Origin of the sequence: Halomonas sp. G11, from assembly GCF_001663515.1 — a bacterium.
GTDB lineage: Bacteria > Pseudomonadota > Gammaproteobacteria > Pseudomonadales > Halomonadaceae > Vreelandella.
The window spans coordinates 200,978-224,330 of the sequence record NZ_LYXG01000001.1 but is presented as its reverse complement, the minus strand read 5'-3'; the positions used below and the strand labels follow the sequence as shown (position 1 = coordinate 224,330).

Sequence of the window (23,353 nt, the reverse complement as noted above, 5' to 3'; positions counted from 1 at the left end):
TTTGGCCGTTTTATCTTATGCTATGGCTGCTGCGCGCTCACCGGTGGGCGAATCAACGCATTAGCGCGTCACGTCAAGGTTCCATAATAGTTACTGGGGCATGGCTCGCCTCGATGGCCAGACGATCCTCTTCGCTTGTCATGAAAGCGCTGCCCAAGTGCCCGAGCGCTGCATAAAAAGCGGTATCGACTTGCCCTAAGTCGTCAAAACAGTCGCTTGCCCAAGGGGCAAGGTGGTGCATGAAAAAGTGCGCTTGGTCGGCGCTGGTCATGTCGACCAGCATGGCCATCACTTCGCATAGCGCGGCTAAGTGATCTTCCGGGTCGCGGATGTGTTCGTTGCGCTCGAAACCCAGCGCACCAAGATCTCGGCGCAGTTCAACCAGGGCCGCTTCCATGAGCTCGCCGTTGCGGTACCAGGAGGCATAGGGCACCACATCGCCCTGAATCACGCCAACCAGATGACCGAAGTGCGCTCGCTTCAGGCCCGCGGCGTCAGCGCTGTTCGCCGCTTGACTGAGCCCATGCCAGCACTCGGCCAGGCGGCTGCCGTCCTGCTCGATATCGAGCGACGCCAGCCAGCCAAGCAGCTCTTCGGTGGGCGCTTCGCGCAGTAGCGCAGCGATAAGCCGGTAGATATCCGCGCGTAACGCATCGGCTTCGCTTAATGTCGGGGCTGCTTGCGTCATGGCTTATACCTTCAACTGGGCGTCGGGATCACGAATCATGGTTTTCCATACGTCTTTCACCCGGCAGTCTTCGCACATCTCCAGGCGCAGCATGGCGTCGCCTGCAAAATAGGGATGATCAGCCAGCTTGGCCTTGATATTGGCCACCGTGCTGGCCGTGGCAAAGGGTTTGCCGCAGCCGATACACTCAAACGGCGCTTCTTCGTGGCACACATGGCGAGTCTCACGCTCGGCCGTGGCCAGAAAGCCAGGGGTCAGGGTAATGGCATCTTCCGGGCAGGCCTGCTCGCAAAGCCCGCACTGCACGCAATCCGCTTCGCGGAAGTTCAGCGAAGGCACCTTGCCCCCGGAGGAAAGCGCCGGTGTCGGGCAGCTGCTGACGCAGGCGTGACACAGCGTGCAGGCATCACTGTCGACCTGAATGCCACCGTAGGCGGCACCCTCTGGCATGGCGTGGCGCTGGCCGCTAGGCTCGCCAAGTTCGCCCAGGCGCGCCAGCACGATGTTCAGGCGAGCGCGCTTATTGGGCTCGTTCAGCGTCAGCGGCTGGTCGGTCAACGGGGTCAGCGTGGGCAACGCATCGCGCGCCTGGGCATCGCCAACGGCCAGCAACTGCACGCGGGCAGGGTCGTGCCCCAGGGCGGTCAGCAGTGTCTGAGCCTGGTTCACCTGATCAGCCAAAAAGGCGCTCAGGCGGGCAGGCATGTCGGGATGCGCCTGAATGCGCACTTCCGCCGCGCCGCTGGCCAGGGCCGTCAGCCACTGGTCATGACCGGCTGCCCCGAGTTCTTCCAGGGGAATATCCAGCACGTGCCCGGCGGGTACTATGCCCGCCGCTTTTTCGGCGTCCTGGGAGTCGAGGGTGATAAAGCGCAGCACAGGCGCCTGGCCGCCCGCATCGCGGTAGGCGGCCAGCCAGCTTGAGAGCGTGTCCTGCTGGCGACGTGTATCGGGCAGGCGAAATTCAATGGCGCCGGTGGGGCAGGCGCTGGTGCAGCTGCCGACGCCCTGACACAGATAGGGGTCGATCTCGATCTGCGATTCGATGCGCCCCTGATGGCTGCTGATGGCATCGGCGGGACACACGTCCAGGCAGCGGGTACAGCCGGTGTTACCGCTGGAAGAGTGGGCGCAGAGATCACTGTTGACCTGGAAATAACGCGGCTTGTCGAATTCCCCGATCAGCTCGCCGACGCTGTCCAGCGCCTCGCGGCGCCGCTCGGCATCCGTCCAGTCGAGGGTGACATAGCCCGGGGGTGGCAGCTCGCGCGCCAGTACCGGGCGAGCACTCAGGTCCAGCACCAGATCGAAGTAATCGCGATCGATCAATGCCCGGGCCAGGTTAAGCGGGCTGCCGCCATTATCAAACTGGACAGCAAAAGCGCCAAGGTAGCCTGAAATGCTTAACACCTCGGCCTGCCCTGGTGACATTTCATAGCGGACAAGCGGCTGGGCATGCCCCTGTGGCGCTGCGTCAGACGACAGCACGTCCTCAGAAGCGGCCTCTTGGGATTCAGCGGAGTCGGCGGCGGTACTGAGGGTCAGCAGGGTCAACGAAGCGAGCCCGCTGCCCTTCAAGGCATGGGCGGCTTTCTCGGCGGCGTCGCTCGAGCCAATCACCAACGCATGACCACGGCTGTGATAGGTCACATTGGCGGGCGTCAGGTTCGCCGGCCAGGAGATGCGTTGGCGTACCGCTTCTCTGGCTTCGGCGTTACGCTGGTCGTCCAGGGACGCCAGCTGGATTCTTTGATTCATGCATTCTCACGGTCAGAGGATCATTTTTATTATATTGATGGATCATATTTTTTAACTATCTTGTCATATCGGCTGCACCAATGCATAACATTAGTACACAGCGATAAAATCATTTTTTCATTTTGCTGCTTATTGGTTCAGCTTATGGCGGTTTGGTCATTCATGCCAAGAAAAACGCACCTTGCACTTTCAACGCTGTTGTTCCGATATTAGACCAAACCTTTGTTTTAAAAGGATTAAAATCCGACTCATGCTTTCGTATGAGAGTTATCAGACTGGTCGTCTTGTGCCACTTCCTTCTCAGAACCAGGCGGATTGGGCGCATCGCTATCAGCGGAAGATACCTGCTCCGAATCGCCGTCTGTTGATGCTTGCTCACTCTGGGTATCGTTGGCATTGTCGGCCAGGGATTCATCGGCTTTCTTGGCCCACCGCCGCAACTTGCCCGCCAGCTCCGAGGCCATGGGTTTCAACTGCTGGCGATAGTCCAGATCGTAGTCATCCAGACCATCGCGCACATTGTAGTTACCGGTCGCCCAAAGGCGCTTTAACGCCCGCCGCCGCAGCGCCGAACTGACGCCGGGCACCATGTAGCCACTGAAATCACTGCCCGCTTCCAGCGTCTCGGGGTCGGGCAAGGTTTCATCCAGGCTACCGGGCGGGGGCGGTGCAGGCCGCACGGGGTCGCTGGCTTCAGTAGCGTCTGCCTCATGATTGTCCGCCGCTCCAGCCCCGTTGGCCGGGTCCGTTTCATCCGGCGGCAGCGGTGACTCGATAGGGTCTTTCGACTCGGGGTCTGCAGCGGATGGTTGCTCGTCCGGCTCGAGCCCCCGCTTGATACGCGACCAGCGCTCTAAACGACTCATTGCGGTTTCTCCTGGGTGGGCGTTTCTTTGGCGCGCCCGGCCCCCTTGTGTTTCTTCTTGCGGATTTCCATCGGCGCTTCGCCGTGGCGGGCCAGATAGCTTTCGATCCATATCTGGATCGCCATCGGCATCGCCACTTCCAGCACCTGCTGCTCACCGTCCATCCAACCGGCGGCGACATCCTGACTCGCCGTAATCGCCGCGGGCTCGGGGGCCTGCCCGGTAAATCCGGCGCGCACGAACAGCCGTGGCGTTGCGGCCGTCAGGTTGAAGCGATAGGCAGCGCGCTCGGTCATGAACAGCTGCAAGAACAGCACGTGCGGGCCCTGCTCACCCAGCGTCAGCTCACCGATACGCCATTGTGTCTGGCTGAAACGGTTGATCTGCTTGTGCTCGGCGACCAGCGTAATACTCAGTGGGCGGAGGTTATCGGTCATTACGGCGGCCCTTATGCTTTATTCGGAACGAAAGGTTCAGGTAGACAAGTAAGCCTTTCGAGCGCCATCATCGTCAACTCAAACCTTGTATGCACCATGAGGATCACGGATGCCCGCCCTGGAGCTAAGCCGAGCCCGCTTACCGGCCACCACCGAGATTGACGTGGTAGACGAATTTGGTGATACCCGCCGACAGGCCATTGCCGCCGAGCGGGCCTTGACCGTTTATCTCAACAAGCGTGAGATTGTCACGCTGATGACTCTTGGCGACGACCCGGAAGCACTGGTGGTGGGTTACCTGCGTAATCAGGGGCTGCTGCGCGCCGCGGCTGATCTTTCCGTCGTTCAGGTGGAATGGGAGGTTGAAGCCGCCGTGGTCGTCACCGGCCACTTGCCTGAGGACCTTGAGGCTCGCCTCAGCACCCGTACCGTCACCACCGGTTGCGGGCAGGGAACGGTATTCGGCAAGCTCCTCGACCAGACCGACCTGACCGAGCTGCCTGACACGCGGCTGGCCCAGTCCACGCTCTACCAGTTGCTGCAAAATCTCAATGCCTATAATGAAACCTACCGTAGCGCCGGGGCGGTGCACGGCTGCGCGCTGTGCTGGCAAAGCGACGTACTGGATTTCGTGGAAGATGTGGGCCGCCACAACGCCGTGGATACCCTGGCGGGCCGCCAGTGGCTGCAACAGGCAGACAGCACCAATGCGGATATTTTCTATACCACGGGGCGACTCACCTCTGAAATGGTGCTTAAGGTCGCCCAGATGGGCATCAGCGTGCTGGTCTCCCGCTCCGGTGTGACCCAAAAAGGCGTCGAGTTGGCGGAACGCTTTGGCGTGATGCTGATTGCCCGCGCCAAAGGCAAGCACTTTCAAGCCATTAATGCCCAGCACCGCCTCACGCTGGATGCCATCCCCGCACGCCCGCCCCGCGCCCGTGCAGCCAAACAGGAGGCACGCCAATGATTTCGACCAAGCAACTTACCGGCATGGTTCTCGCCGGCGGTGAAGGCCGCCGCATGGGCGGCCGCGATAAAGGCCTCGAACCCTTTGCTGGCCTGCCGTTGATTGCTCATGTCATTCAGCGTTTCGATGGCCGGGTAGCCGAACTGCTGATCAACGCCAACCGCAACAGCGACGCCTACGAGTTGTTCGCTGACCGTGTCATTGAAGACGCCGAAGGCGGTTTCAAGGGGCCGCTGATGGGTATCTACAGTGGCTTACGGGCGGCGAAAACGCCCTGGTTGCTGGTGGCGCCCTGCGACTCCCCTGCGCTGCCCAACGACCTGGTGGCACGCATGGTGGCGGGCATCGGCGAGCATGATATCGGCGTTGCCTTTGACGGTGAACGCCTGCACCCCGTGGTGGCCTTGATTCGCACCTCCCTGGCAGAGGATCTGGCAACAACACTGGCCGATGGGGAACGCAAGATCGACCGTTGGTATGCCCGCCATGCCTGGTGCAGGGTCGATATGTCTGACTGCCCGGACGCCTTTGCCAACCTCAACACCGAAGAAGAGAAAATTCGCCTGGAAACAGCGCTTGGCAATGACGCCAGCGCGAAAAAGGCCGCCACATGACGCTGTCCTGTTTCGAGCTCGGCGAGCAGATGCTCAGTGTGAGCGAGGCGCGAACAGCGCTTGCCACCCTGATCGAACGGCCCCTGGGCAGTGAGTGCGTCGCCCTCGCGAATGCCCATGGTCGGCGCCTTGCGGAAAACATTACCGCCACGATCAATGTACCGCAGAATACCAATGCGGCGATGGACGGTGTGGCCCTGGCCTGGGAAAACAGCATTCAAACCCACTGGGCACTGGCGGGCGATGCCTTTGCCGGGCAGGCGTTTGCGGGCAACGTCGCTGCCGGGCAGTGTGTGCGCATTACGACCGGCGCACCGCTGCCGCCCGGCACCGATACGGTCATCATGCGTGAACAGCTGGTCGAGCATCACGACAGCGTAGTGATTGAAGCGCCCGAGCGTGTCAAACGTGGCCAGAACGTGCGCCAGGCGGGAGAGGACATCACGATCGGCGACGTCGCGCTGCCCGCTGGCACTCGTCTAGACGCCGCGGCACTCGGGCTGGTCGCCTCTCTGGGGTGGGCACGAGTACCTGTTTATCAGCGCCCCAGGGTGGCGATTTTCTCGACCGGCAATGAAGTCACGGCCCCTGGCGACCCGCTGCCTGGCGACGGTATTTATGACGCCAACCGCTTTACCCTGACGGGGCTGCTCATCGAACAGGGCGCTGAGGTCATTGACCTTGGCATCTTGCCGGACGACTTTACCGCGCTGACGGAAACCCTGGCAGACGCCGCGGCGAAAAGTGACCTGGTGATTTCCAGCGGCGGCGTTTCGGTGGGCCATGCCGATTTTACCCGTGATGCCCTCGAGCACCTTGGGCGGCTGGCGTTCTGGCGGGTGGCCCTGCGCCCGGGGCGCCCCATGGCCTGCGGCTGGCTGGGCGCGGCGCGTACGCCTTTCGTCGGCCTGCCCGGCAATCCCGTGGCCGTCATGGTAACCTTCCTGCAGTTCGTGGTGCCGTTGCTGCAGCGGCTTCATGGTCGGCCGGTGACGCCACCGCGCCGACTCCAGGCGGTTGCCGACGACACACTGAAAAGTCGCTTTCAACGGACAGACTTTCTCCGTGGCGTCTACCATAATGATAACGAAGGACGGCTACACGTTCGCAGCACCGGTGCCCAGGGGTCGGGCATTTTAACCTCAATGGTGGCCGCTAACTGTTTGATAGAGTTAGCCGATGACCAGGACGGCGCGCAACCAGGTGAGGTCGTCAGCATACAACCACTAACGGACTGGCTATGACCGAGCAACTGATCGACAACTTTGGCCGCCGCATCAACTATGTGCGTATATCGGTAACCGACCGCTGCGACTTCCGCTGCGTTTACTGCATGAGCGAGGAGATGACCTTTCTGCCCCGCGCGCAGGTACTGACGCTGGAAGAGTTGGCCATGGTCGCCCGCGCCTTTACCGAGCTCGGCGTCGAGAAAATCCGCCTCACCGGCGGCGAACCCCTGGTACGCCGTGACATCACCCAACTGGTGGATGAGATCGGCACGATGCCCGGGCTCAACGACTTCACCATGACCACCAACGGCGCCAGCCTGCGCAAGCATGCCAAGCAGCTTTATGCGGGAGGCATGCGGCGCCTCAATATCAGCCTGGATTCGCTGGACCCGGAACGTTTCAAGCAGCTCACCCGCACCGGCGACCTGGACAAGGTGATCGATGGTATCCACGCCGCCAAGGAAGCCGGCTTCGAGCGCATCAAGCTCAACGCGGTCATCCTCAAGGGCCGCAATGAAGATGAAGTGCTGGATCTGGTCGACTTTGCCCGCCGCGAAGGGCTGGATATCAGCTTTATCGAGGAAATGCCGCTGGGCGACGTCTCCGACCACTCCCGCGCGGAAACCTTCTACTCGAGCGACGATGTACAGGCGTTGATCGAAACCCGCTACCCGCTGATCGCCACTCCGGAAACCACGCCCGGCCCGTCACGCTATTTCCGCATGGCCGACAGTAACAGCCGTATCGGCTTTATCTCGCCGCACAGCCATAACTTCTGCGAGACCTGCAACCGCGTCCGCGTCACCGTCGAAGGACGCCTGCTGCTGTGCCTGGGCAACGAGCATTCGGTGGATCTGCGTGCGGTATTGCGTCGTCACCCGGGTGATATGCAGGCCCTCAAGAACGCCATCATCAATGCCCTGCCGCTCAAGCCCGAGCGCCATCACTTCACCACCGACGGCGACGTGCAGGTGGTGCGCTTCATGAACATGACCGGTGGCTAACGGTGTCAGGGTTAGCCAATGTGCCGGTGCATATCATCACCGGCTTTCTGGGCAGCGGCAAAACAACGCTTATCCACAGCCTGATCGAGCAGAAGCCTGTGGATGAAAAGTGGGCGATCCTGGTCAACGAGTTTGGTCAGATCGGCATTGACCAGGCAATGTTCGAAACCCGTGACGATGTAGTGGTCAAAGGCTTGCCGGGTGGCTGTCTGTGCTGTCAGCTAGCGTTCGTGATGCAGGCGGCTCTGGTCAACCTACTGGCTCGCAGCCAACCCGACCGGGTGATCATCGAGCCCTCAGGGCTTGGCCATCCGGCAGGGTTGGTGGATCTGCTGCGCAGCGAGGCATTTCAGGGTGTCGTCGACGTACGCGATATTGTGACGACGCTTGACCCGCGTCGCCTGGATGAACCCCGCGTGGTCGCCCACGAAACCTTCCGCGACCAGCTCGAGATTGCCGACGCCATTGCCCTGACCATGTGCGACCAAAGCACCGCCGAACAGCTCAGTGCGGCCCGCGCCTTCGTTGCCGACCGCTGGCCACCGCGCAAGTGGGTCCATGAGGTTGATCATGGTCGGCTGCCGCTGGCGCGCCTGCTGGAAAGCGGCAGCGCTCAACGCGACGCGCTTGAAACGCCTGCGGCTCACCAACCACTGTCCGCCACTCCCAGTCTCGAAGGCGGCTTTTTCGACTTCCCGCCTGCTCCCGGCACACCGCAATGTGAAACCGGTGCATCGCTGGGTTACACAAGTATCGGCTTGCGCTGGCACCCGAGTGACTGCTTTGACCTGGACCGCCTGGCCGCCTATCTCAGTGAGCTTTCCCGGGACGTGCGGATCAAGGGCGTGTTTCACACCCAGGATGGCTGGCGACAGCTCAACCGAGCTGATGGCACGCTAAGCGTTACGCCATCCACCTGGCGTCAGGACTCACGCCTGGAAATCATTGCCCCCGAATCATCCTCTCCTCATATGCCCAGCGCTGAGGCACTCAAAGCGGCGCTCGCCGACACCTTAAAAAGCTAAGGACTCATGTCTCAGCCAAGCCTCAAGGTCGTCCAGAGGCATGGGCTGCCCGTACAGGAACCCTTGGTAAGTTTGGCAGCCATGGGCCAAAAGCCACGCCTGCTGGGCATTGCTCTCGACGCCTTCGGCCACGATCTCCAGCGACAGACTTTGTGCCAGCGCAATGGTGCTCTCCACGATGGCGGCATTCGCCTTGCTGTCGATCACCTGCTGAACAAAGGATTGATCGATTTTTAGCTGATCCAGAGGCAGGTGCGCCAAATAGGCCAGCGATGAGTAACCGGTACCATAGTCATCCAGCGAAAAACGCACGCCCTGCTGCTTGAGTTGCCGCATTTTCTCACGGGCATCATCGCGCTCTTCGACAAAGAGCGACTCCGTCACTTCCAGTTTCAGCCTGTGACTGGGCGCGCTTGTGCGCTGCAATATCGACTCCACCTTGTTGACGAAATCGACCTGCCGGAACTGCAGCGGGCTGACGTTGACCGCCACGCTCAACTCGGCAAACCCAGGTTTGTGGGCCCATTGTGCCAATTGCTGACAGGCAGCCTCCAGCACCCAATCACCTACCGGGTTGATCAGCTCGGTCGATTCGAGCAGGGGAATAAACTCGCCAGGCATGACCAATCCGCGTTCGGGATGCTGCCAACGCAGCAGACCTTCGACCCCTATGCAGCGGCCCTCCTGGTCAACTTGAGGCTGATAATGCAGCCGCCATTCCTCATTCGCCAACGCCTGGCTCAGTTCGTTTTCCAGGCGAACCCGTGCCAGCAACTCGGCTTGCATGGTAGGGTCAAAAAAGCTCAAGGCGCAGCGACCACTGCTTTTGGCCTGGAAAAGCGCCATGTCCGCCTGCTGCAAGTAATCATCGACTGAGCTGGTGTGATCGTTGACGACCGTAATCCCGATACTTGCCGTGACGTTAAGGCTCTCGCCCTGGATCATCACCGGCAGTCGAATCAAGTCTTGAAGCTTCTGCGCGATATTTTCAGCAAGTTCAGCAGTGTGCTCCCGGCTTTTACTCATACCTTCGATCAGCACGGCAAATTCATCGCTCCCCAGCCGCGCCAGGGTGTCCGTTTCACGCAGCATTTGCCCCATTAAACGGGCGAGATGCTGCAGCAATTGATCCCCAACGTAGTGGCCCAGGCTATCGTTGATTTGCTTGAAGTTATCGATATCGATAAACAGCAAGGCTCCCCAGCGAGCATGACGATTCACGTCCTTTAAAGCCGCTTCCATGCGATCCATGAACAGTCGCCGATTGGCAAGCCCAGTCAATGGGTCGTAAAACGCCAGTTGGTGAATTTCCTGCTCTGCCGCTTTACTCTCGCTAATGTCGCTCATGGTGGCCACGTAATGGGTCAGAGCGCCTTGCGGGTCGTAAACGGCACTGATGGTCAGCCATTCGGGAAATACATCGCCATTCTTGCGCCGACTCCAGATTTCTCCTTCCCAACTCCCGGCCATCTGAACCCGCTGCCATAATTTGCGGTAGAAAGCACTATCATGTCGGCCAGAGTTCAACATCCGCGTGCTTTTACCCACCAGCTCGGCTTCGCTATAGCCGGTGATCCGCGTAAAGGTATCGTTGACTTTCAAAACATGGCCGTTTGCATCGGCAATCAACATGCCTAGATGGGTCTGGAAGGCCGTGGCGGAGATACGCAGCTCCGCTTCACTTTGGTGTAACCGATGCTCAAAGCGCAGCCGGTTAAGGTAGTGACGCACTCCCCAGGCGCCCAGCAGCGCAATCAGCAGCATCACCCCTGCCAGTATCCCGGCACGCTGTCGCCAGTTGGCCAATTGAAGCTGGACGTCCTCGCCCACGACCACGAGCAGCGGCAGTTCTTCTATCCACTGCATCTGAAACAGCCGCTCGCGCTGGTCCAGCGGTGAGGTCACACGTAACGACCACTTATCGACATCCCGTTCAAGCATCGCCAGGGTCTCGGGACTGTCCACCTGCCATCCAGCGGTAATGGGGTCCTCAAGAATAGGTAAACGGGCAATCAGCTTGAGTTCACCATCTACCAGCGCAATACTTTCGCCGCTGGACACGCCTAGACGCTGCAAGGCGCGTTCAAAAACCGCAGGGGAAATACGCGCGACCGCGATGCCATTAAATTCGCCGTTATCACGGGTCAAGCGACGAGCCTGATAAAGATAGTAGCGCTCGTCGTGAGAGGTCGAATAAAGCGGCGTCACCAGCTCGTTGCGATCTTCCGTGTCACGAAACGCTTTAAAAAACGAGCTGTTGCTAAGGTCGCGCCCTATTGAGTCAGCGCTAAGTGCGCTGGCCCGAACAATACCTTCAGCATCGATAACACCAATATCATCGACCCAGTCGACAGAGCGTGTTCGGTTGCGTAATGCCTGTTGAATCGCAGAATACTCACCCTGCGTCGGCATGCCCTCGAGTTGCACCAGTTCGGCAACGCTCAAAAGGGCCTGACCGCTTTGCGCAAAAACGCCTTTCGCCCACTCGACCACCACATCGGCTCTGGCTGCATTGCGTGTTTCAATGGTCTGGATTTCCTGGCGATACTGTTCGTAGAGTATCCACACAAAGATACTCAGGAGCAGCAACAGCGCCACCCCGTAAATCGTTAAAGCACCACGGCGCTGATGGCGATACTTCTTCGCCAAATCGGCCGATAACGGAGTAACAGGTTGTGGCATTGCGCGGGCGCCTTGTCATAAAGTGGCACTAAACAAACAGAACCGTCCTAACATAAGCTCAAACGTCGATGATATTGAAGAACTATTTTTGAAAAGTACATCGGCCTTTTTCAATTCCTCTATCATTAAATCAACTGATTGCCCGCCATGAGAGCTTGATATGCCCGCACTTGGTCAAATGAGCGACTATGAGATTCGCCTGATTCGTGTTTTTCAAACGGTGGTGGAGTGCGGAGGCTTTACGGCGGCCGAGACCACGCTGGGCATCAGCCGGTCGGCAATCAGCCAGCACATGAACGACCTGGAAGGACGACTGGGCTTTTCGCTGTGCCAGCGTGGGCGTGGCGGGTTCAGCCTGACCGAGGAAGGCAAAGAGATTTATCAGGCAGGCATGACGCTGCTTTCCGCGCTGGAAACCTTCAAAAGCGATGTCAACGCGCTGCATCACACCATCAGGGGGGAGCTGAATATCGGCATTACCGACAACCTGGTGACGCTACCCGCCATGCATGTCACCCATGCATTGGCCAGACTCAGCGCCCCGGAGCATGATGTCACGCTGAACATACACATGGAGCCATCGGATGCGGTGATTCGCAGCGTGATGGATGGCCACCTGCATGTCGGGGTCGTGCCCGCGGTCAATCTGCCCACCAGCCTAGATACTCAGCATCTCTACGATGAACCTTCCTTCCTGTACTGCTCGGTGGGGCACCCGTTGTTCGATAAGGCAAGCGATCACCTCACGCTGGCCGAGCTTGCGTACCATCCCGCCATATCGCCCCGCTATCCGCTGCCCGTTGAGGCACGCCAGGCCCACGATGCCCTCAATCTGCGCGCCTCCGCATCTGACCGTGAGGGCGCGGCATTTTTGATTCTCACCGGGCGTTTTATTGGCTTTCTTCCCGAGCACGTCGCGGATCAATGGGTCTCGGCAGGCAAAATGCGCGCCCTGAACAGCACAAGCCAGCACTACCGTATCCCCTTCGTGCTCATTGCCCGCCGCGACCGCCGACCCAATCGGGTCGTTGACGCCTTTTTAAACTTCATCGATACGCCACAAACGCCAACACCCGGCATCTAGCCGGGTGTTGTGAGGCATTTTGGTAAAGTGCGTGTCGCGCGACTAGGGTAGTTGCTCGGCAGGCTCCGTGTCCGTCACCGGCGACGGCCCCACTGACGGTGCGGAGGAAAGCACCTGACTGGCGACATAGTAAACGATCGCGCCAAGCGCCGAGCCCGTAAACCAGCCGTAGTCATAGAACCAGTACATCGTGCCGGTGGTCAGCGAAATCAGTGTCAGCGCCACGGGCACGCCAAAGGCGATAAAACCGGCAACATTGACAGCCGGATACGCATGGCTGTCCATATACAGGCTGGGCACATCCAGACGCTGCTTTTTAATCAGGAAGTAATCCACGGCCATGATACCGGCGATCGGGCCCAGCAGGCTGGAATACCCCAGCAGCCAGTTGGAGTACATCTGTTCAAGCGATACCCCCGGGGGAATGATGCCCGCTTTTTGCAACAGGTCGTAACCCATCAGCAACACACCCACCGCGCCGGTCATCAGTACGCCACGCGTCTGGTCAATAAACTTAGGCGCAATATTCTGGAAATCATTGGTCGGCGAGACAATATTGGAAGCCGTATTGGTAGAAATCGTGGCAATAATAATCAGCAGCATCGCCAACACGACCCAAAATGGATTATCGATAAAGCCGATCAACCGCACCGGGTCGGCCACGGTTTGACCGACAAGCGTCTCGGAGGCAGCGGTCATCACCACGCCCAGTGAGGCAAAGAAAAACATCGTCAGCGGCAGGCCAATCACCTGCCCGGCAATCTGGTCTTTCTGGCTTTTGGCAAAGCGGCTGAAGTCAGGAATATTCAGCGACAGCGTGGCCCAGAAGCCCACCATGGCCGTTAACCCGGCAAAGAAGTAGCCATACACCGACGCCCCTTCAGGACGCGATGGCGGCTGCGCCAGCAGCTCGGTCATCGACGTGTGCGGCCACGCCCACACCATCAAGCCGATACCCACCGCCAGCAGCAAAGGAGCAGCCAGCGTTTCCAGCCACTTGATCGATTCCGCACCACGAATCACTACGTACAGGTTCATCGCGCCAAACACGAAGAAACCGATGACCTCACCGACGCCCCCCAGCGCCGCCCAGGCCGGTATCAGTTCCGAGAGCAAAAGATGAATGGCCAACCCGCCAAACATGGTCTGGATACCAAACCACCCGCATCCGACCAGGGCGCGCACCAGACACGGTACGTTGGAGCCAAAGATCCCGAACGAGGAGCGCAGGACTACGGGGAAAGGAATCCCGAATTTCGTCCCCGGAAAGGCGTTGAGCGTCAGCGGAATCAAGACAATCACATTGGCGAGTAATATCGCGAACAGCGCCTCGCCAACGCTCAAGCCGAAGTAGGCCGTTAACACGCCCCCAAGCGTGTAGGTGGGTACGCAAATCGCCATCCCCACCCAAAGCGCGGCGATATTCCATTTTGACCAGGTTCGCTCGCTTGCTTGCGTGGGTGCAATGTCCTCATTGAAACGCGAACTGGAACGAACGTCGTCCCCCACGTCCAGCTCAATCAGCCCGTCTCGATCTACCATTTGAGAGGTTGTTTTCGTCATTGGTCTCTCCTCAGTGTCATCCTGCTTCCCAGAAAACCCTCACGGTCTGAGGTTATTTAAAGCAATAAGCGTGCCGACTAAGCCGCCCTAGGCACTTAACTTATTGATCAAAAAACTGTCTTCCAGGACAAGAATTTTATTGTTTTCGTCATCTTTCCGACTTCTGAGTCACCGAATACCCGGCGGACTCAAAAAGGCTAGATCAAAAAAAATATTTGCACCAACTTTAAACATAAAAACCTGTCTTTATTTTCAATAAAAAACGTTAACTTACTGATTAAAAACCATTAAATAAAAAACCCAAAACAGTGCACACCCTCACCAGATTAGGGAATGCGCCAAGCTAAAATAAAAAAATCAAATTAACTCAATGAGTTAAAAAGCATCTTAAAAAAACCATCGACTGACTTGCTAAAACGCATAACCTGACGATACTTTCTTAAAAGCTGTCGCATTGGTCAGCTTTGAAAGTTACCCGTTAAAAACAGAACATCAAACAAAACTAATGCTGTGGCCTAACGCTAATAAGAGGGAGTGTCTGATGCAGAAGATGAAAATCGGCCTGATTCAAATGGGGCTAAAAACCAGTACCGACCTGGAACCGGCGGCGATTCGTGACGCCATGAACGAGGCTCACCTGCCGCTGGTCGAGCAAGCCGCCGAGCAGGGCGTGCAGGTATTGTGCTTCCAGGAAGTGTTCAACCAGCCCTACTTCTGTCCCAGTCAGGACACCAAGTGGTACGCCGCCGCCGAGCGGGTGCCGGAAGGCCCCACCTGCCAGATGATGCAGAAACTGGCCGCCAAGCACCGCATGGTGATCATCGTCCCGGTCTTTGAGGAGACCGAGACCGGCGTTTACTACAACACGGCGGCCGTGTTCGACGCCGACGGCAGCTACCTGGGCAAGTACCACAAGACCCATATTCCGCAGGTGGCCGGGTTCTGGGAAAAATTCTTCTTCAAGCCGGGTAAATCCAACTGGCCGGTGTTCGACACCGCCTTTGGCAAGATCGGCGTTTACATCTGCTATGACCGTCACTTCCCGGAAGGCTGGCGGGCACTCGCCCTCAACGGGGCCGAGGTGATCTTCAATCCCTCTGCCACCGTCGCCGGGCTTTCCCAGTACCTGTGGGAGTTGGAGCAGCCCGCCTCGGCCGCCGCCAACGGCTGCTTTATCGCCGCCATTAACCGGGTCGGTACCGAAGCACCGTGGAATATCGGCGACTTTTACGGCTCCAGCTATATCGTCAACCCGCGCGGCAAGATCGAGGCCCAGGCCAGCGAAACAGAAGACGAACTGCTGGTCCACGAGATCGATTTGGACATGGTGCGCGAGGTGCGCAACAACTGGCAGTTCTTCCGTGACCGCCGCCCGGAAACCTACACCCGTCTGACCGACGGCGAGTAGCCCGGCCACCTGACAAGCAAAGGAGCGAACAATGAGCCTATTGATCAAGGGCGGCACCGTCGTCACTAACACCGACACTTACCGCGCCGATGTGCTGTGTGTGGACGGCAAAATCCACGCCATTGGCACCAATCTAGACGTTCCCGCTGATTGCGAGGTGGTTGATGCCAGCGACCAGCTGGTGATGCCCGGCGGCATTGACCCGCATACCCACATGCAGCTGCCGTTCATGGGCACCGTGGCCAGCGAAGACTTCTACACCGGCACCGCGGCCGCGCTGGCGGGCGGCACCACGTCCATCATCGATTTCGTGATCCCCCAGCCGGGCCAGTCGCTATTGGAAGCCTTCGAGACCTGGCAGGGCTGGGCGGAAAAAGCCGCCACCGACTTTGCCTTCCACGTGGCGATCACCTGGTGGGACGATAGCGTGCGGGAAGAAATGGGCACCCTGGTGCATGAACACGGCGTGAACAGCTTCAAGCATTTCATGGCCTACAAGGGCGCCATCATGGCCACCGACGATATCCTGGTGGAAAGCTTCTCGCGCTGCCTGGAGCTGGGTGCGGTACCCACAGTGCATGCCGAAAACGGCGAGCTGGTCTACCACATGCAGCAGAAACTGCTCGCCCAAGGCCTTACCGGGCCGGAAGCCCACCCGCTTTCGCGCCCGCCCCAGGTCGAAGGCGAAGCCGCCAGCCGGGCGATCCGCATTGCCAGCACCTTGGGCGCGCCGATCTATCTGGTTCACGTATCCACCAAGGATGCGGTGGACGAAATTGCCTACGCCCGCGACCAGGGTCACCAGGTTTATGGCGAATGCTTGGCCGGTCATCTCATGATCGACGACAGCGTCTACCAGGATACCGACTGGGGCCGTGCCGCGGCGCATGTAATGAGCCCGCCCTTCCGCCCCAAGGGCCATCAGGAAGCCCTCTGGCACGGCCTGCAGTCGGGCAATCTGCAAACCACCGCCACCGACCACTGCTGTTTCTGTGCCGATCAGAAAGCCGCGGGCAAGGATGACTTCACCAAGATTCCCAACGGCACTGCGGGGGTCGAGGACCGCCTGGCCGTGCTGTGGGACGAAGGCGTCAACACCGGCAAGCTGTCGCCCCAGGAATTTGTCGCCCTGACGTCGACCAACACCGCCAAAATCTTCAACCTCTACCCCCGCAAGGGCGCCATTCAGGTGGGCGCCGATGCCGACATCGTGGTGTGGGACCCCAACGGCACGCGGACTATTTCCGCCAAGACCCACCACCAGAACGTCGACTTCAATATCTTCGAGGGCAAGACGGTGCGCGGCATCCCCCGCCATACCATCAGCCAGGGTAAATGGGTATGGCGTGACGGCGACCTGCGCGCCGAGCGCGGCGCAGGCCGGTATCTGGAGCGCCCCGCCTACCCCGGCATGTTTGAGCTGCTGGCCAAACGTGCCGAGCTGAACGCACCGATGGCGGTCAAGCGCTGATCAATAAAGAACGACCAAGACCAACAGCTGTGCCCATAACAACAGCGGAGGCTCTACCGTGACTAGCCCACTGAACCATCTACCCAGCGCAAAAGAGGTCGGCACCTACGACCCGGATACGCTGGCAACTAACTTTAGCGATCTACACCCGCCGCTGACCCATCGCCAGGCGATGATCGAAAGTCAGCGCTGTCTCTACTGCTTCGATGCGCCCTGCGTGGAGGCCTGCCCGTCGGAGATCGACATCCCAAGCTTTATTCGCCAGATCAGCGAAGACAACATCAACGGCGCGGCAGAAACCATCCTGGAAGCCAACATCCTGGGTGGCAGCTGCGCCCGGGTGTGCCCTACCGAAATCCTTTGCGAGCGCAGTTGCGTGCGCAACCACGATGCCGAGTGCCAGCCGGTGCTGATCGGCCTATTGCAGCGCCACGCCACCGACCATATGCAGTTCGACGGCCACCCGTTCAAGCGGGCGGCCACTACCGGTAGGCATATCGCCGTCGTGGGCGCAGGCCCCGCTGGGCTCTCCTGCGCGCACCGGCTGGCGATGCTCGGCCATCGGGTGACCATCTTCGAGGCCGAACAAAAGCCTGGCGGGCTGAACGAATACGGCATCGCCCGTTACAAGATGACCGATGATTTCGCCCGTAAGGAAGTCGAGTTTCTGCTCGAGATCGGCGGTATCGATATCCAGTACGGGAAGCGATTAGGCGACAACCTGGAACTGGCCGCCCTGCATCAGCAGTACGACAGCGTATTTCTCGGCCTGGGCCTGGGCACCAGCCGCGCCCTGGGGCTAACCGGCGATGAAGCACCGGGGCTGATGCCCGCCGTGGACTACATCAAGACCCTGCGCCAAACCGATGATCTGGGCAGCCTCGCGGTCGCCAAACGCTGCATCGTGATTGGCGCAGGCAATACCGCCATCGACATGGCGACCCAGATGGCTCGCCTGGGCGCCACCGAGGTGACGCTGGTCTACCGTCGCGGCGTCGAGGCGATGTCCGCCACCGACCACGAGCAGGAGATCGCCAAAGCCAACGGCGTGCGCATGATCACCTGGGCGCAGCCCGACGACATTCTGCTGGACAGCCAAGGCCGGGTGGTCGGCATGCGCTTTGCCAAGACCCGGGAACAAGCAGGGCAATTGACGGCGACCGGCGACACCTTCGAGATTGCCGCCGACGCCATCTTCAAGGCGATTGGTCAGGGCTTTGAAGGGGCAAGCCTTCGCGACGCCACCGCCGCCGAACTCGCCCGCGACGGCGAGCGTATCCAGGTGGATGACATGCTGCGCACCTCGCTGCCTAACGTTTATGCCGGTGGTGACTGTGTAAAACCCGGCCAGGACCTCACCGTTCAGGCCGTGCAGCACGGCAAGCTTGCCGCCCACGCCATTCATCAGGCGCTTGTCGCCAAGCAGGAGGCCGCATGAACACCCTCAATTTTACTCCCCCGGGCAAGCACGACAGCGGCGCCAGCGTGGTCAACGGCGTTGATCTATCGGTCAATTTCGCCGGCATCAAAGCCCCCAACCCGTTCTGGCTGGCGTCCGCCCCACCCACCGACAAGGCCTACAACGTAGTGCGCGCCTATCAGGCAGGCTGGGGCGGCGTGGTGTGGAAAACCCTTGGCGAAGAGCCGCCCGCGGTGAACGTTTCGTCGCGCTATTCGGCCCACTACGGCAAGAACGGCGAGGTAATCGGCTTTAACAACATCGAGCTGATTACCGACCGTTCGCTGGAAATCAATCTTAAAGAAATCACCCAGGTGAAGAAGGACTGGCCCGACCGCGCGCTGATCGTCTCCATCATGGTGCCCTGCAATGAAGAGGCCTGGGCCTATATTCTGCCACTAGTGGAAGCCACCGGCGCCGACGGCATCGAGCTCAATCTGGGCTGCCCCCACGGCATGCCGGAGCGCGGCATGGGCGCAGCGGTAGGCCAGAACCCGGACCTGATCGAGAAAGTCACCTACTGGTGCAAAAAGCACTACTCCAAGCCGGTGATCGTCAAGCTGACGCCCAATATCACCGATATTCGCGTGGGCGCCCAGGCGGCGCTACGCGGCGGTGCCGATGCGGTATCACTGATCAACACCATCAACTCGATCACCAGCATCGATCTGGACAATATGGTCGCCAAGCCCACGGTCGGCCACCAGAGCACCCACGGCGGCTACTGCGGCAGCGCCGTCAAACCCATCGCGATGAACATGGTGGCGGAAATCGCCCGCGACCCGGAAACACCAACGCTACCGATTTCCGGCATTGGCGGCATTTCCACCTGGCGGGATGCAGCAGAGTTTATTGCCCTGGGGGCGGGCAGCGTACAGGTGTGTACCGCGGCGATGCTCAACGGCTTTCGCATTGTGGAGGAGATGAAAGACGGGCTTTCCCGATGGATGGCGGAAAAAGGCTACGACTCGGTCGAGGCGTTCTCGCGCAAGGCGATTCCCCAGACCACCGACTGGAAACACCTGGATATCAACTTCAAGACCATCGCCAAGATCGACCAGGACCTGTGTATCGAGTGCGGCCGGTGCTATATCGCCTGCGAGGATACCTCCCACCAATCGATTGCCAAGCTGACCGAGCAGGACGGTTCGCGGCGCTATGAGGTGATCGAGGAAGAGTGCGTGGGCTGCAACCTGTGCCAGATCACCTGCCCGGTGGAGAACTGCATCACCATGGTCCCGCAGGAAACCGGCAAGCCTTTCCTGGCCTGGGATGATGACCCGCGCAACCCCTTCCGCGCGGCTTCTTGATTAACGCCCTATAAAACGCCACCGCCCCCACTCAGTGAGGGCGGTGGCGTTTTGCTGCGTCACCTCATCCATATGGGCCTCGGCCTGATTGAACGGCCCAATCCCCGAACGTCGATGAGCGTGAACCTCCTCGCTTGACTGACCAATTCAGTACGCCTTGATACATTAATGACGGTAACAGATACGATCACTGAATCATCGATTCTGCCAGAGACCTATGTGAGTTAGGGCTCAGGGGGCGAATAAATCGTTGGTTTACCGCCTTCGGGCACGTCATTGTACGGGGATAGAAGTCGCGCTTATACGCCGCTTCGAACGCCAACCATACTCGCCAGGGAGATTCCCATATGACAAAACCCAATGTATTGGTGCTAATGGCCGACCAGCTCAACGGCACACTCTTTAAGGATGGCCCCGCCGACTTTTTGCATGCGCCCAACCTCAAGAAACTGGCCAAGCGCTCGGTCAACTTCAACAATGCCTATACGCCAAGCTATCTGTGTGCACCGGGGCGGGCCGCCTTCATGTCGAGCCAGTTGCCGAGCCGCACTGGCGTATACGACAACGCGGCGGAGTTTCCCTCAAGCGTGCCGACCTGGGCGCACCATTTGCGCCGCGCCGGGTATTCCACCTGCTTGTCGGGGAAGATGCACTTCGTCGGCCCCGACCAGCTCCACGGCTTCGAGAAACGCCTGACCACCGATGTCTACCCGGCTGATTTCGGCTGGACACCTGACTACACCAGGCCGGGTGAGCGTATCGACTGGTGGTACCACAACCTGGGGTCGGTGACAGGGGCTGGCATTGCTGAAATTTCCAACCAGATGGAATACGACGACGAAGTCGCGTTCCACGCCGAGCAGAAGCTGTACGACCTGTCGCGCGGTCACGACGAGCGTCCCTGGGCGCTGTGCGTCAGCTTTACCCACCCGCACGATCCGTATGTGGCGCGTCGCCAATACTGGGATTTATATAATGACTGCGAGTATCTTGAGCCGCAGCAAGGGCCCGTCCCTTTCGATGACCTGGATCCGCATTCCCAGCGGATTTTCGAGGCCAACGATTACACCAAGTTCAATATCCAGCCCCAGGACGTGCGCAATGCTCGCCAGGGCTATTTCGCCAACATTTCCTATATCGATGACAAGATCGGCGGCGTTCTCGACGTGCTCGAGCGAACCCGTATGCTCGACAACACAATTATCGTGGTCTGCGCCGACCACGGCGATATGCTTGGCGAAAAGGGCCTGTGGTTCAAGATGAGCCCCTATGAAGGCTCGTCTCGGGTACCGCTGATGCTGTCTGCACCGGGGATCGAACCGCGCAATGTCGAGGACCCGGTATCAATCATCGATATCAACACCACCATCGCCGACCTGGTCGGCATCGATCTCTCCTCAATCGCGCCCTACACCGATGGCCAGTCGCTGCTGCCCTTGACCCGAGGCGAGAAGCGCGACGCGCCGGTATACATGGAATACGCCGCCGAGGCCAGCTACTCGCCCATCGTGACCATCCGGGAGGGCAAATGGAAGTTCAACTATTGCGAGATCGATCCACCGCAGCTATTCGACCTTGAGGCCGACCCGCTGGAGCAACACAACCTGGCAGCACATCCCGACTACGCCGAGATACTGGCCGACTATCAAGCCAAGGTGCACAAGCGCTGGGATTTGAAAGCCTTCGATGCCGACGTGCGCGCTTCCCAGGCGCAGCGCCTGATCGTCTACGAGGCCCTGCGCAATGGCCACTACTACCCGTGGGACTATCAGCCGCTTCAGGACGCTTCCGAGCGTTACATGCGTAACCACATGGATCTAAACGAAGTCGAAGAAGCCCAGCGCTATCCTCGTGGCGAGTAAGACCATGGCGAATTACCGCGTCTGAGCCGAATCGACAAGCAACGCCAACGCCCGTACCTGTCACAGGTGCGGGCGTTTTGCTTTCATGCGGGATGGTAAAAGCTCCCTTTGCCGGACGTCGCGTCCGGCAAAGGGGGCGTCGCATCAATTTCCGTTACGCATGCGACGCAGCTCGCCATTCAAAGCTCGGACAATGGAGTAGCACATCAGCAGCATCAAGATGGAAAAAGGGATGGCCGTCGCTGTCACGCCCGCCTGAAGCGCCGATAATCCGCCACCGATCAACAACACAATGGCAATCAGCCCCTCCACCGTCGCCCAGAACATGCGTTGAGGCCGCGGTGCTTCGATCTTGCCGCCGGCGGTGATGGTATCGATCACCAGAGAGCCGGAATCCGATGACGTCACGAAGAAGGTTAGTGCCAGGATGATCCCCAGCGTCGACATCAAGCCTGTCAGTGGTAGCTCATTGAGCATGCCGAACAGGGCCAGTTCGGGACGGTAGCTATCGATCACGTACTCCTTGACCAGACTGGCGGCGGGATTGGTATAAAGCTGATCCAGCGCGATGCTGCCGAATACCCCCATCCAGATAAAGATAAACAGACTCGGTACGACCAGCACGCACAGCAAGAATTCACGCACCGTACGCCCTTTGGACACACGCGCGACGAACATGCCGACAAAAGGCGCCCAACTGACCCACCACGCCCAGTAAAAGACCGACCAGGCTTGGCGATAGGCGTCATCTTCACGACCAAAGGGTGCCGAGAGCGGAATGAATTCCGTCACATAATGGCTGATTCCCGTCCACATTCCGCTGATCGCCATCAGGGTCGGGCCGGCGATCAGCACGAAGAGGAAGAACAACACGGACGCCCCCATATTGATCTCAGAGAGCCGCTTGACACCCCCTTCGAGGCCGCGCCACACCGATACCAGCGCCACCGCAGTGACCAGTGCAATGATGATGACCTGGGTCGTGGTATTGATGTCCATGCCGAAGACGAAATTCAGTCCCGCGTTGGCCTGCTGGGCGCCCAAGCCCAGTGCCGTGGCCAGGCCAAACAAGGTGGAAAACACCGCCAGGATATCGATCCCGTGCCCCCACCAGCCCCATACGCGATCCCCCAGGATAGGAAAAAAGATCGAGCGAATAGAGAACGGCAGTTGCTTGTTATAGCTGAAGATCGCCAGGGCAAGCGCCATCACCGCGTATACGGCCCAGCCGTGCAGCCCCCAGTGTAGAAACGTTCCCGCCAGCCCCATGGCCGAGGCTTCGTCAACCGCGGCCATATTCAGCGAGCCGTCGGCGCCGAAGGGCGAAGGGGTGCCTAAGGGCGACGACACATTCGCATGATAAACCGGTTCCAGCACGCTGAAGAACAGCAAGGCGATCCCGATACCCGCAGTAAACAACAGTGCGAACCAAGACAAGTAGCTGTGTTCCGGCCGGGCATCTGGCCCACCCAGTCTCACCTTGCCATGGGGAAGCACGATCAGCGCGAGGCAGAATACAACGAAGAAATCCACCAGGATCATGAAGTACCAGTCCAGCGTGCGCGTCGAGAAGTTGACGATGGATTGGAAAAGCTCCCCTGCCCTCGCCGGGAACATCAGGGTCAGCACGATGAAAATCAACGAGGCGAGGGCGGATAGGACAAAGACGCGGTTATGAATGTCAAAGCCGATGGGCCCCACACTACCCTTGATGTTGTCCTGCCCGACAACATAATCCGTCTGCATGTCGCTATCGTCGTACGTCGACGAGGCCCGTTTATTTAAGAAGCCCATACGGTATATCTCCTTATTGTAGTGATCGAGTTGTCGTTATTCTCGCTTTGCCATTGAAGGCCGGCTGCCCACGCGGCATGGCCTTGTGCTCAAAGCGTTGTTATGTGGAAAACGTGGTGCAGAAACGCT

The 23,353-nt window shown here is 59.3% G+C and carries 18 protein-coding genes; 11 read left to right on the top strand and 7 right to left on the bottom strand.

Going from position 1 to position 23,353, the window contains the following annotated elements; all coding sequences use genetic code 11:
• Positions 1-73 precede the first annotated feature (73 nt).
• The 4 genes from ADS46_RS00945 to ADS46_RS00930 all read right to left on the bottom strand — a co-directional run bounded on the left by ADS46_RS00945 (position 74) and on the right by ADS46_RS00930 (position 3,749).
• On the bottom strand, positions 74-688 hold the full coding sequence (locus ADS46_RS00945) for a TorD/DmsD family molecular chaperone (protein WP_066315007.1): 615 nt from the start codon (positions 686-688) through the stop codon (positions 74-76).
• Positions 689-691: 3 nt separating this feature from the next.
• Positions 692-2,446 carry a 4Fe-4S dicluster domain-containing protein gene (locus tag ADS46_RS00940; RefSeq protein ID WP_066315005.1) on the bottom strand — a complete coding sequence of 585 codons (1,755 nt, stop codon included), beginning with the start codon at positions 2,444-2,446 and terminating at the stop codon, positions 692-694.
• A 248-nt stretch (positions 2,447-2,694) separates the two neighbouring features.
• Positions 2,695-3,312 (bottom strand): DUF3306 domain-containing protein, encoded by a 618-nt coding sequence (locus tag ADS46_RS00935; RefSeq protein WP_066315003.1) that lies wholly within the window; start codon positions 3,310-3,312, stop codon positions 2,695-2,697.
• On the bottom strand, positions 3,309-3,749 hold the full coding sequence (locus ADS46_RS00930) for a DUF3305 domain-containing protein (protein WP_066315001.1): 441 nt from the start codon (positions 3,747-3,749) through the stop codon (positions 3,309-3,311). Before ADS46_RS00930 ends, ADS46_RS00935 begins: the two co-directional genes overlap by 4 nt.
• A gap of 109 nt (positions 3,750-3,858) precedes the next feature.
• Between ADS46_RS00930 and ADS46_RS00925 the strand changes: the two genes are divergently transcribed.
• The 5 genes from ADS46_RS00925 to ADS46_RS00905 are packed head-to-tail and all read left to right on the top strand — an operon-like array spanning position 3,859 to position 8,591.
• Entirely contained in the window at positions 3,859-4,719 is an 861-nt protein-coding gene (locus ADS46_RS00925) for a formate dehydrogenase accessory sulfurtransferase FdhD (protein ID WP_066314995.1), read from the top strand.
• Positions 4,716-5,333, top strand: a complete 618-nt coding sequence (mobA, locus tag ADS46_RS00920) for a molybdenum cofactor guanylyltransferase MobA (protein WP_066314988.1) — start codon at positions 4,716-4,718, stop codon at positions 5,331-5,333. The genes ADS46_RS00925 and mobA overlap by 4 nt, the downstream gene beginning before the upstream one ends.
• The gene (gene glp, locus ADS46_RS00915) at positions 5,330-6,577 is read left to right on the top strand and encodes a gephyrin-like molybdotransferase Glp (protein WP_066314987.1); all 1,248 of its coding nucleotides are present in this window, start codon (positions 5,330-5,332) and stop codon (positions 6,575-6,577) included. The genes mobA and glp overlap by 4 nt, the downstream gene beginning before the upstream one ends.
• Positions 6,574-7,566: a GTP 3',8-cyclase MoaA gene (gene moaA, locus ADS46_RS00910; RefSeq protein ID WP_066314986.1), complete on the top strand. Its 993-nt coding sequence runs from the start codon at positions 6,574-6,576 to the stop codon at positions 7,564-7,566. Before glp ends, moaA begins: the two co-directional genes overlap by 4 nt.
• A 2-nt stretch (positions 7,567-7,568) precedes the next feature.
• Entirely contained in the window at positions 7,569-8,591 is a 1,023-nt protein-coding gene (locus tag ADS46_RS00905; RefSeq protein WP_066314985.1) for a CobW family GTP-binding protein, read from the top strand.
• Here the strand turns inward: ADS46_RS00905 and ADS46_RS00900 are convergent.
• Positions 8,580-11,273, bottom strand: a complete 2,694-nt coding sequence (locus ADS46_RS00900; RefSeq protein ID WP_066314980.1) for an EAL domain-containing protein — start codon at positions 11,271-11,273, stop codon at positions 8,580-8,582. The genes ADS46_RS00905 and ADS46_RS00900 overlap by 12 nt on opposite strands.
• A 160-nt stretch (positions 11,274-11,433) precedes the next feature.
• Between ADS46_RS00900 and ADS46_RS00895 the strand changes: the two genes are divergently transcribed.
• Complete coding sequence (locus ADS46_RS00895; RefSeq protein ID WP_066314979.1) at positions 11,434-12,357, top strand: LysR family transcriptional regulator; 924 nt, start codon at positions 11,434-11,436, stop codon at positions 12,355-12,357.
• Positions 12,358-12,399: 42 nt separating this feature from the next.
• On the opposite strand, the gene ADS46_RS00890 is transcribed toward ADS46_RS00895, so the two are convergent.
• Entirely contained in the window at positions 12,400-13,920 is a 1,521-nt protein-coding gene (locus ADS46_RS00890; RefSeq protein WP_066314977.1) for an NCS1 family nucleobase:cation symporter-1, read from the bottom strand.
• A 541-nt stretch (positions 13,921-14,461) separates the two neighbouring features.
• On the opposite strand from ADS46_RS00890, the gene ADS46_RS00885 reads away from it, so the two are divergent.
• The 5 genes from ADS46_RS00885 to betC all read left to right on the top strand — a co-directional run bounded on the left by ADS46_RS00885 (position 14,462) and on the right by betC (position 21,430).
• Entirely contained in the window at positions 14,462-15,328 is an 867-nt protein-coding gene (locus ADS46_RS00885) for a nitrilase-related carbon-nitrogen hydrolase (protein ID WP_066314974.1), read from the top strand.
• Positions 15,329-15,359: 31 nt separating this feature from the next.
• Positions 15,360-16,799, top strand: a complete 1,440-nt coding sequence (hydA, locus tag ADS46_RS00880; RefSeq protein ID WP_066314972.1) for a dihydropyrimidinase — start codon at positions 15,360-15,362, stop codon at positions 16,797-16,799.
• A gap of 58 nt (positions 16,800-16,857) precedes the next feature.
• A complete protein-coding gene (locus ADS46_RS00875; protein ID WP_066314967.1) occupies positions 16,858-18,237 on the top strand; it encodes an NAD(P)-dependent oxidoreductase in 1,380 nt (459 codons plus the stop codon).
• Positions 18,234-19,568 (top strand): NAD-dependent dihydropyrimidine dehydrogenase subunit PreA, encoded by a 1,335-nt coding sequence (gene preA, locus ADS46_RS00870; RefSeq protein WP_066314966.1) that lies wholly within the window; start codon positions 18,234-18,236, stop codon positions 19,566-19,568. Before ADS46_RS00875 ends, preA begins: the two co-directional genes overlap by 4 nt.
• A gap of 347 nt (positions 19,569-19,915) precedes the next feature.
• Positions 19,916-21,430: a choline-sulfatase gene (gene betC, locus ADS46_RS00865; RefSeq protein WP_066314964.1), complete on the top strand. Its 1,515-nt coding sequence runs from the start codon at positions 19,916-19,918 to the stop codon at positions 21,428-21,430.
• 144 nt (positions 21,431-21,574) lie between these two features.
• Here the strand turns inward: betC and ADS46_RS00860 are convergent, their stop codons facing one another.
• On the bottom strand, positions 21,575-23,224 hold the full coding sequence (locus tag ADS46_RS00860) for a BCCT family transporter (protein ID WP_066314961.1): 1,650 nt from the start codon (positions 23,222-23,224) through the stop codon (positions 21,575-21,577).
• Positions 23,225-23,353 lie beyond the last annotated feature (129 nt).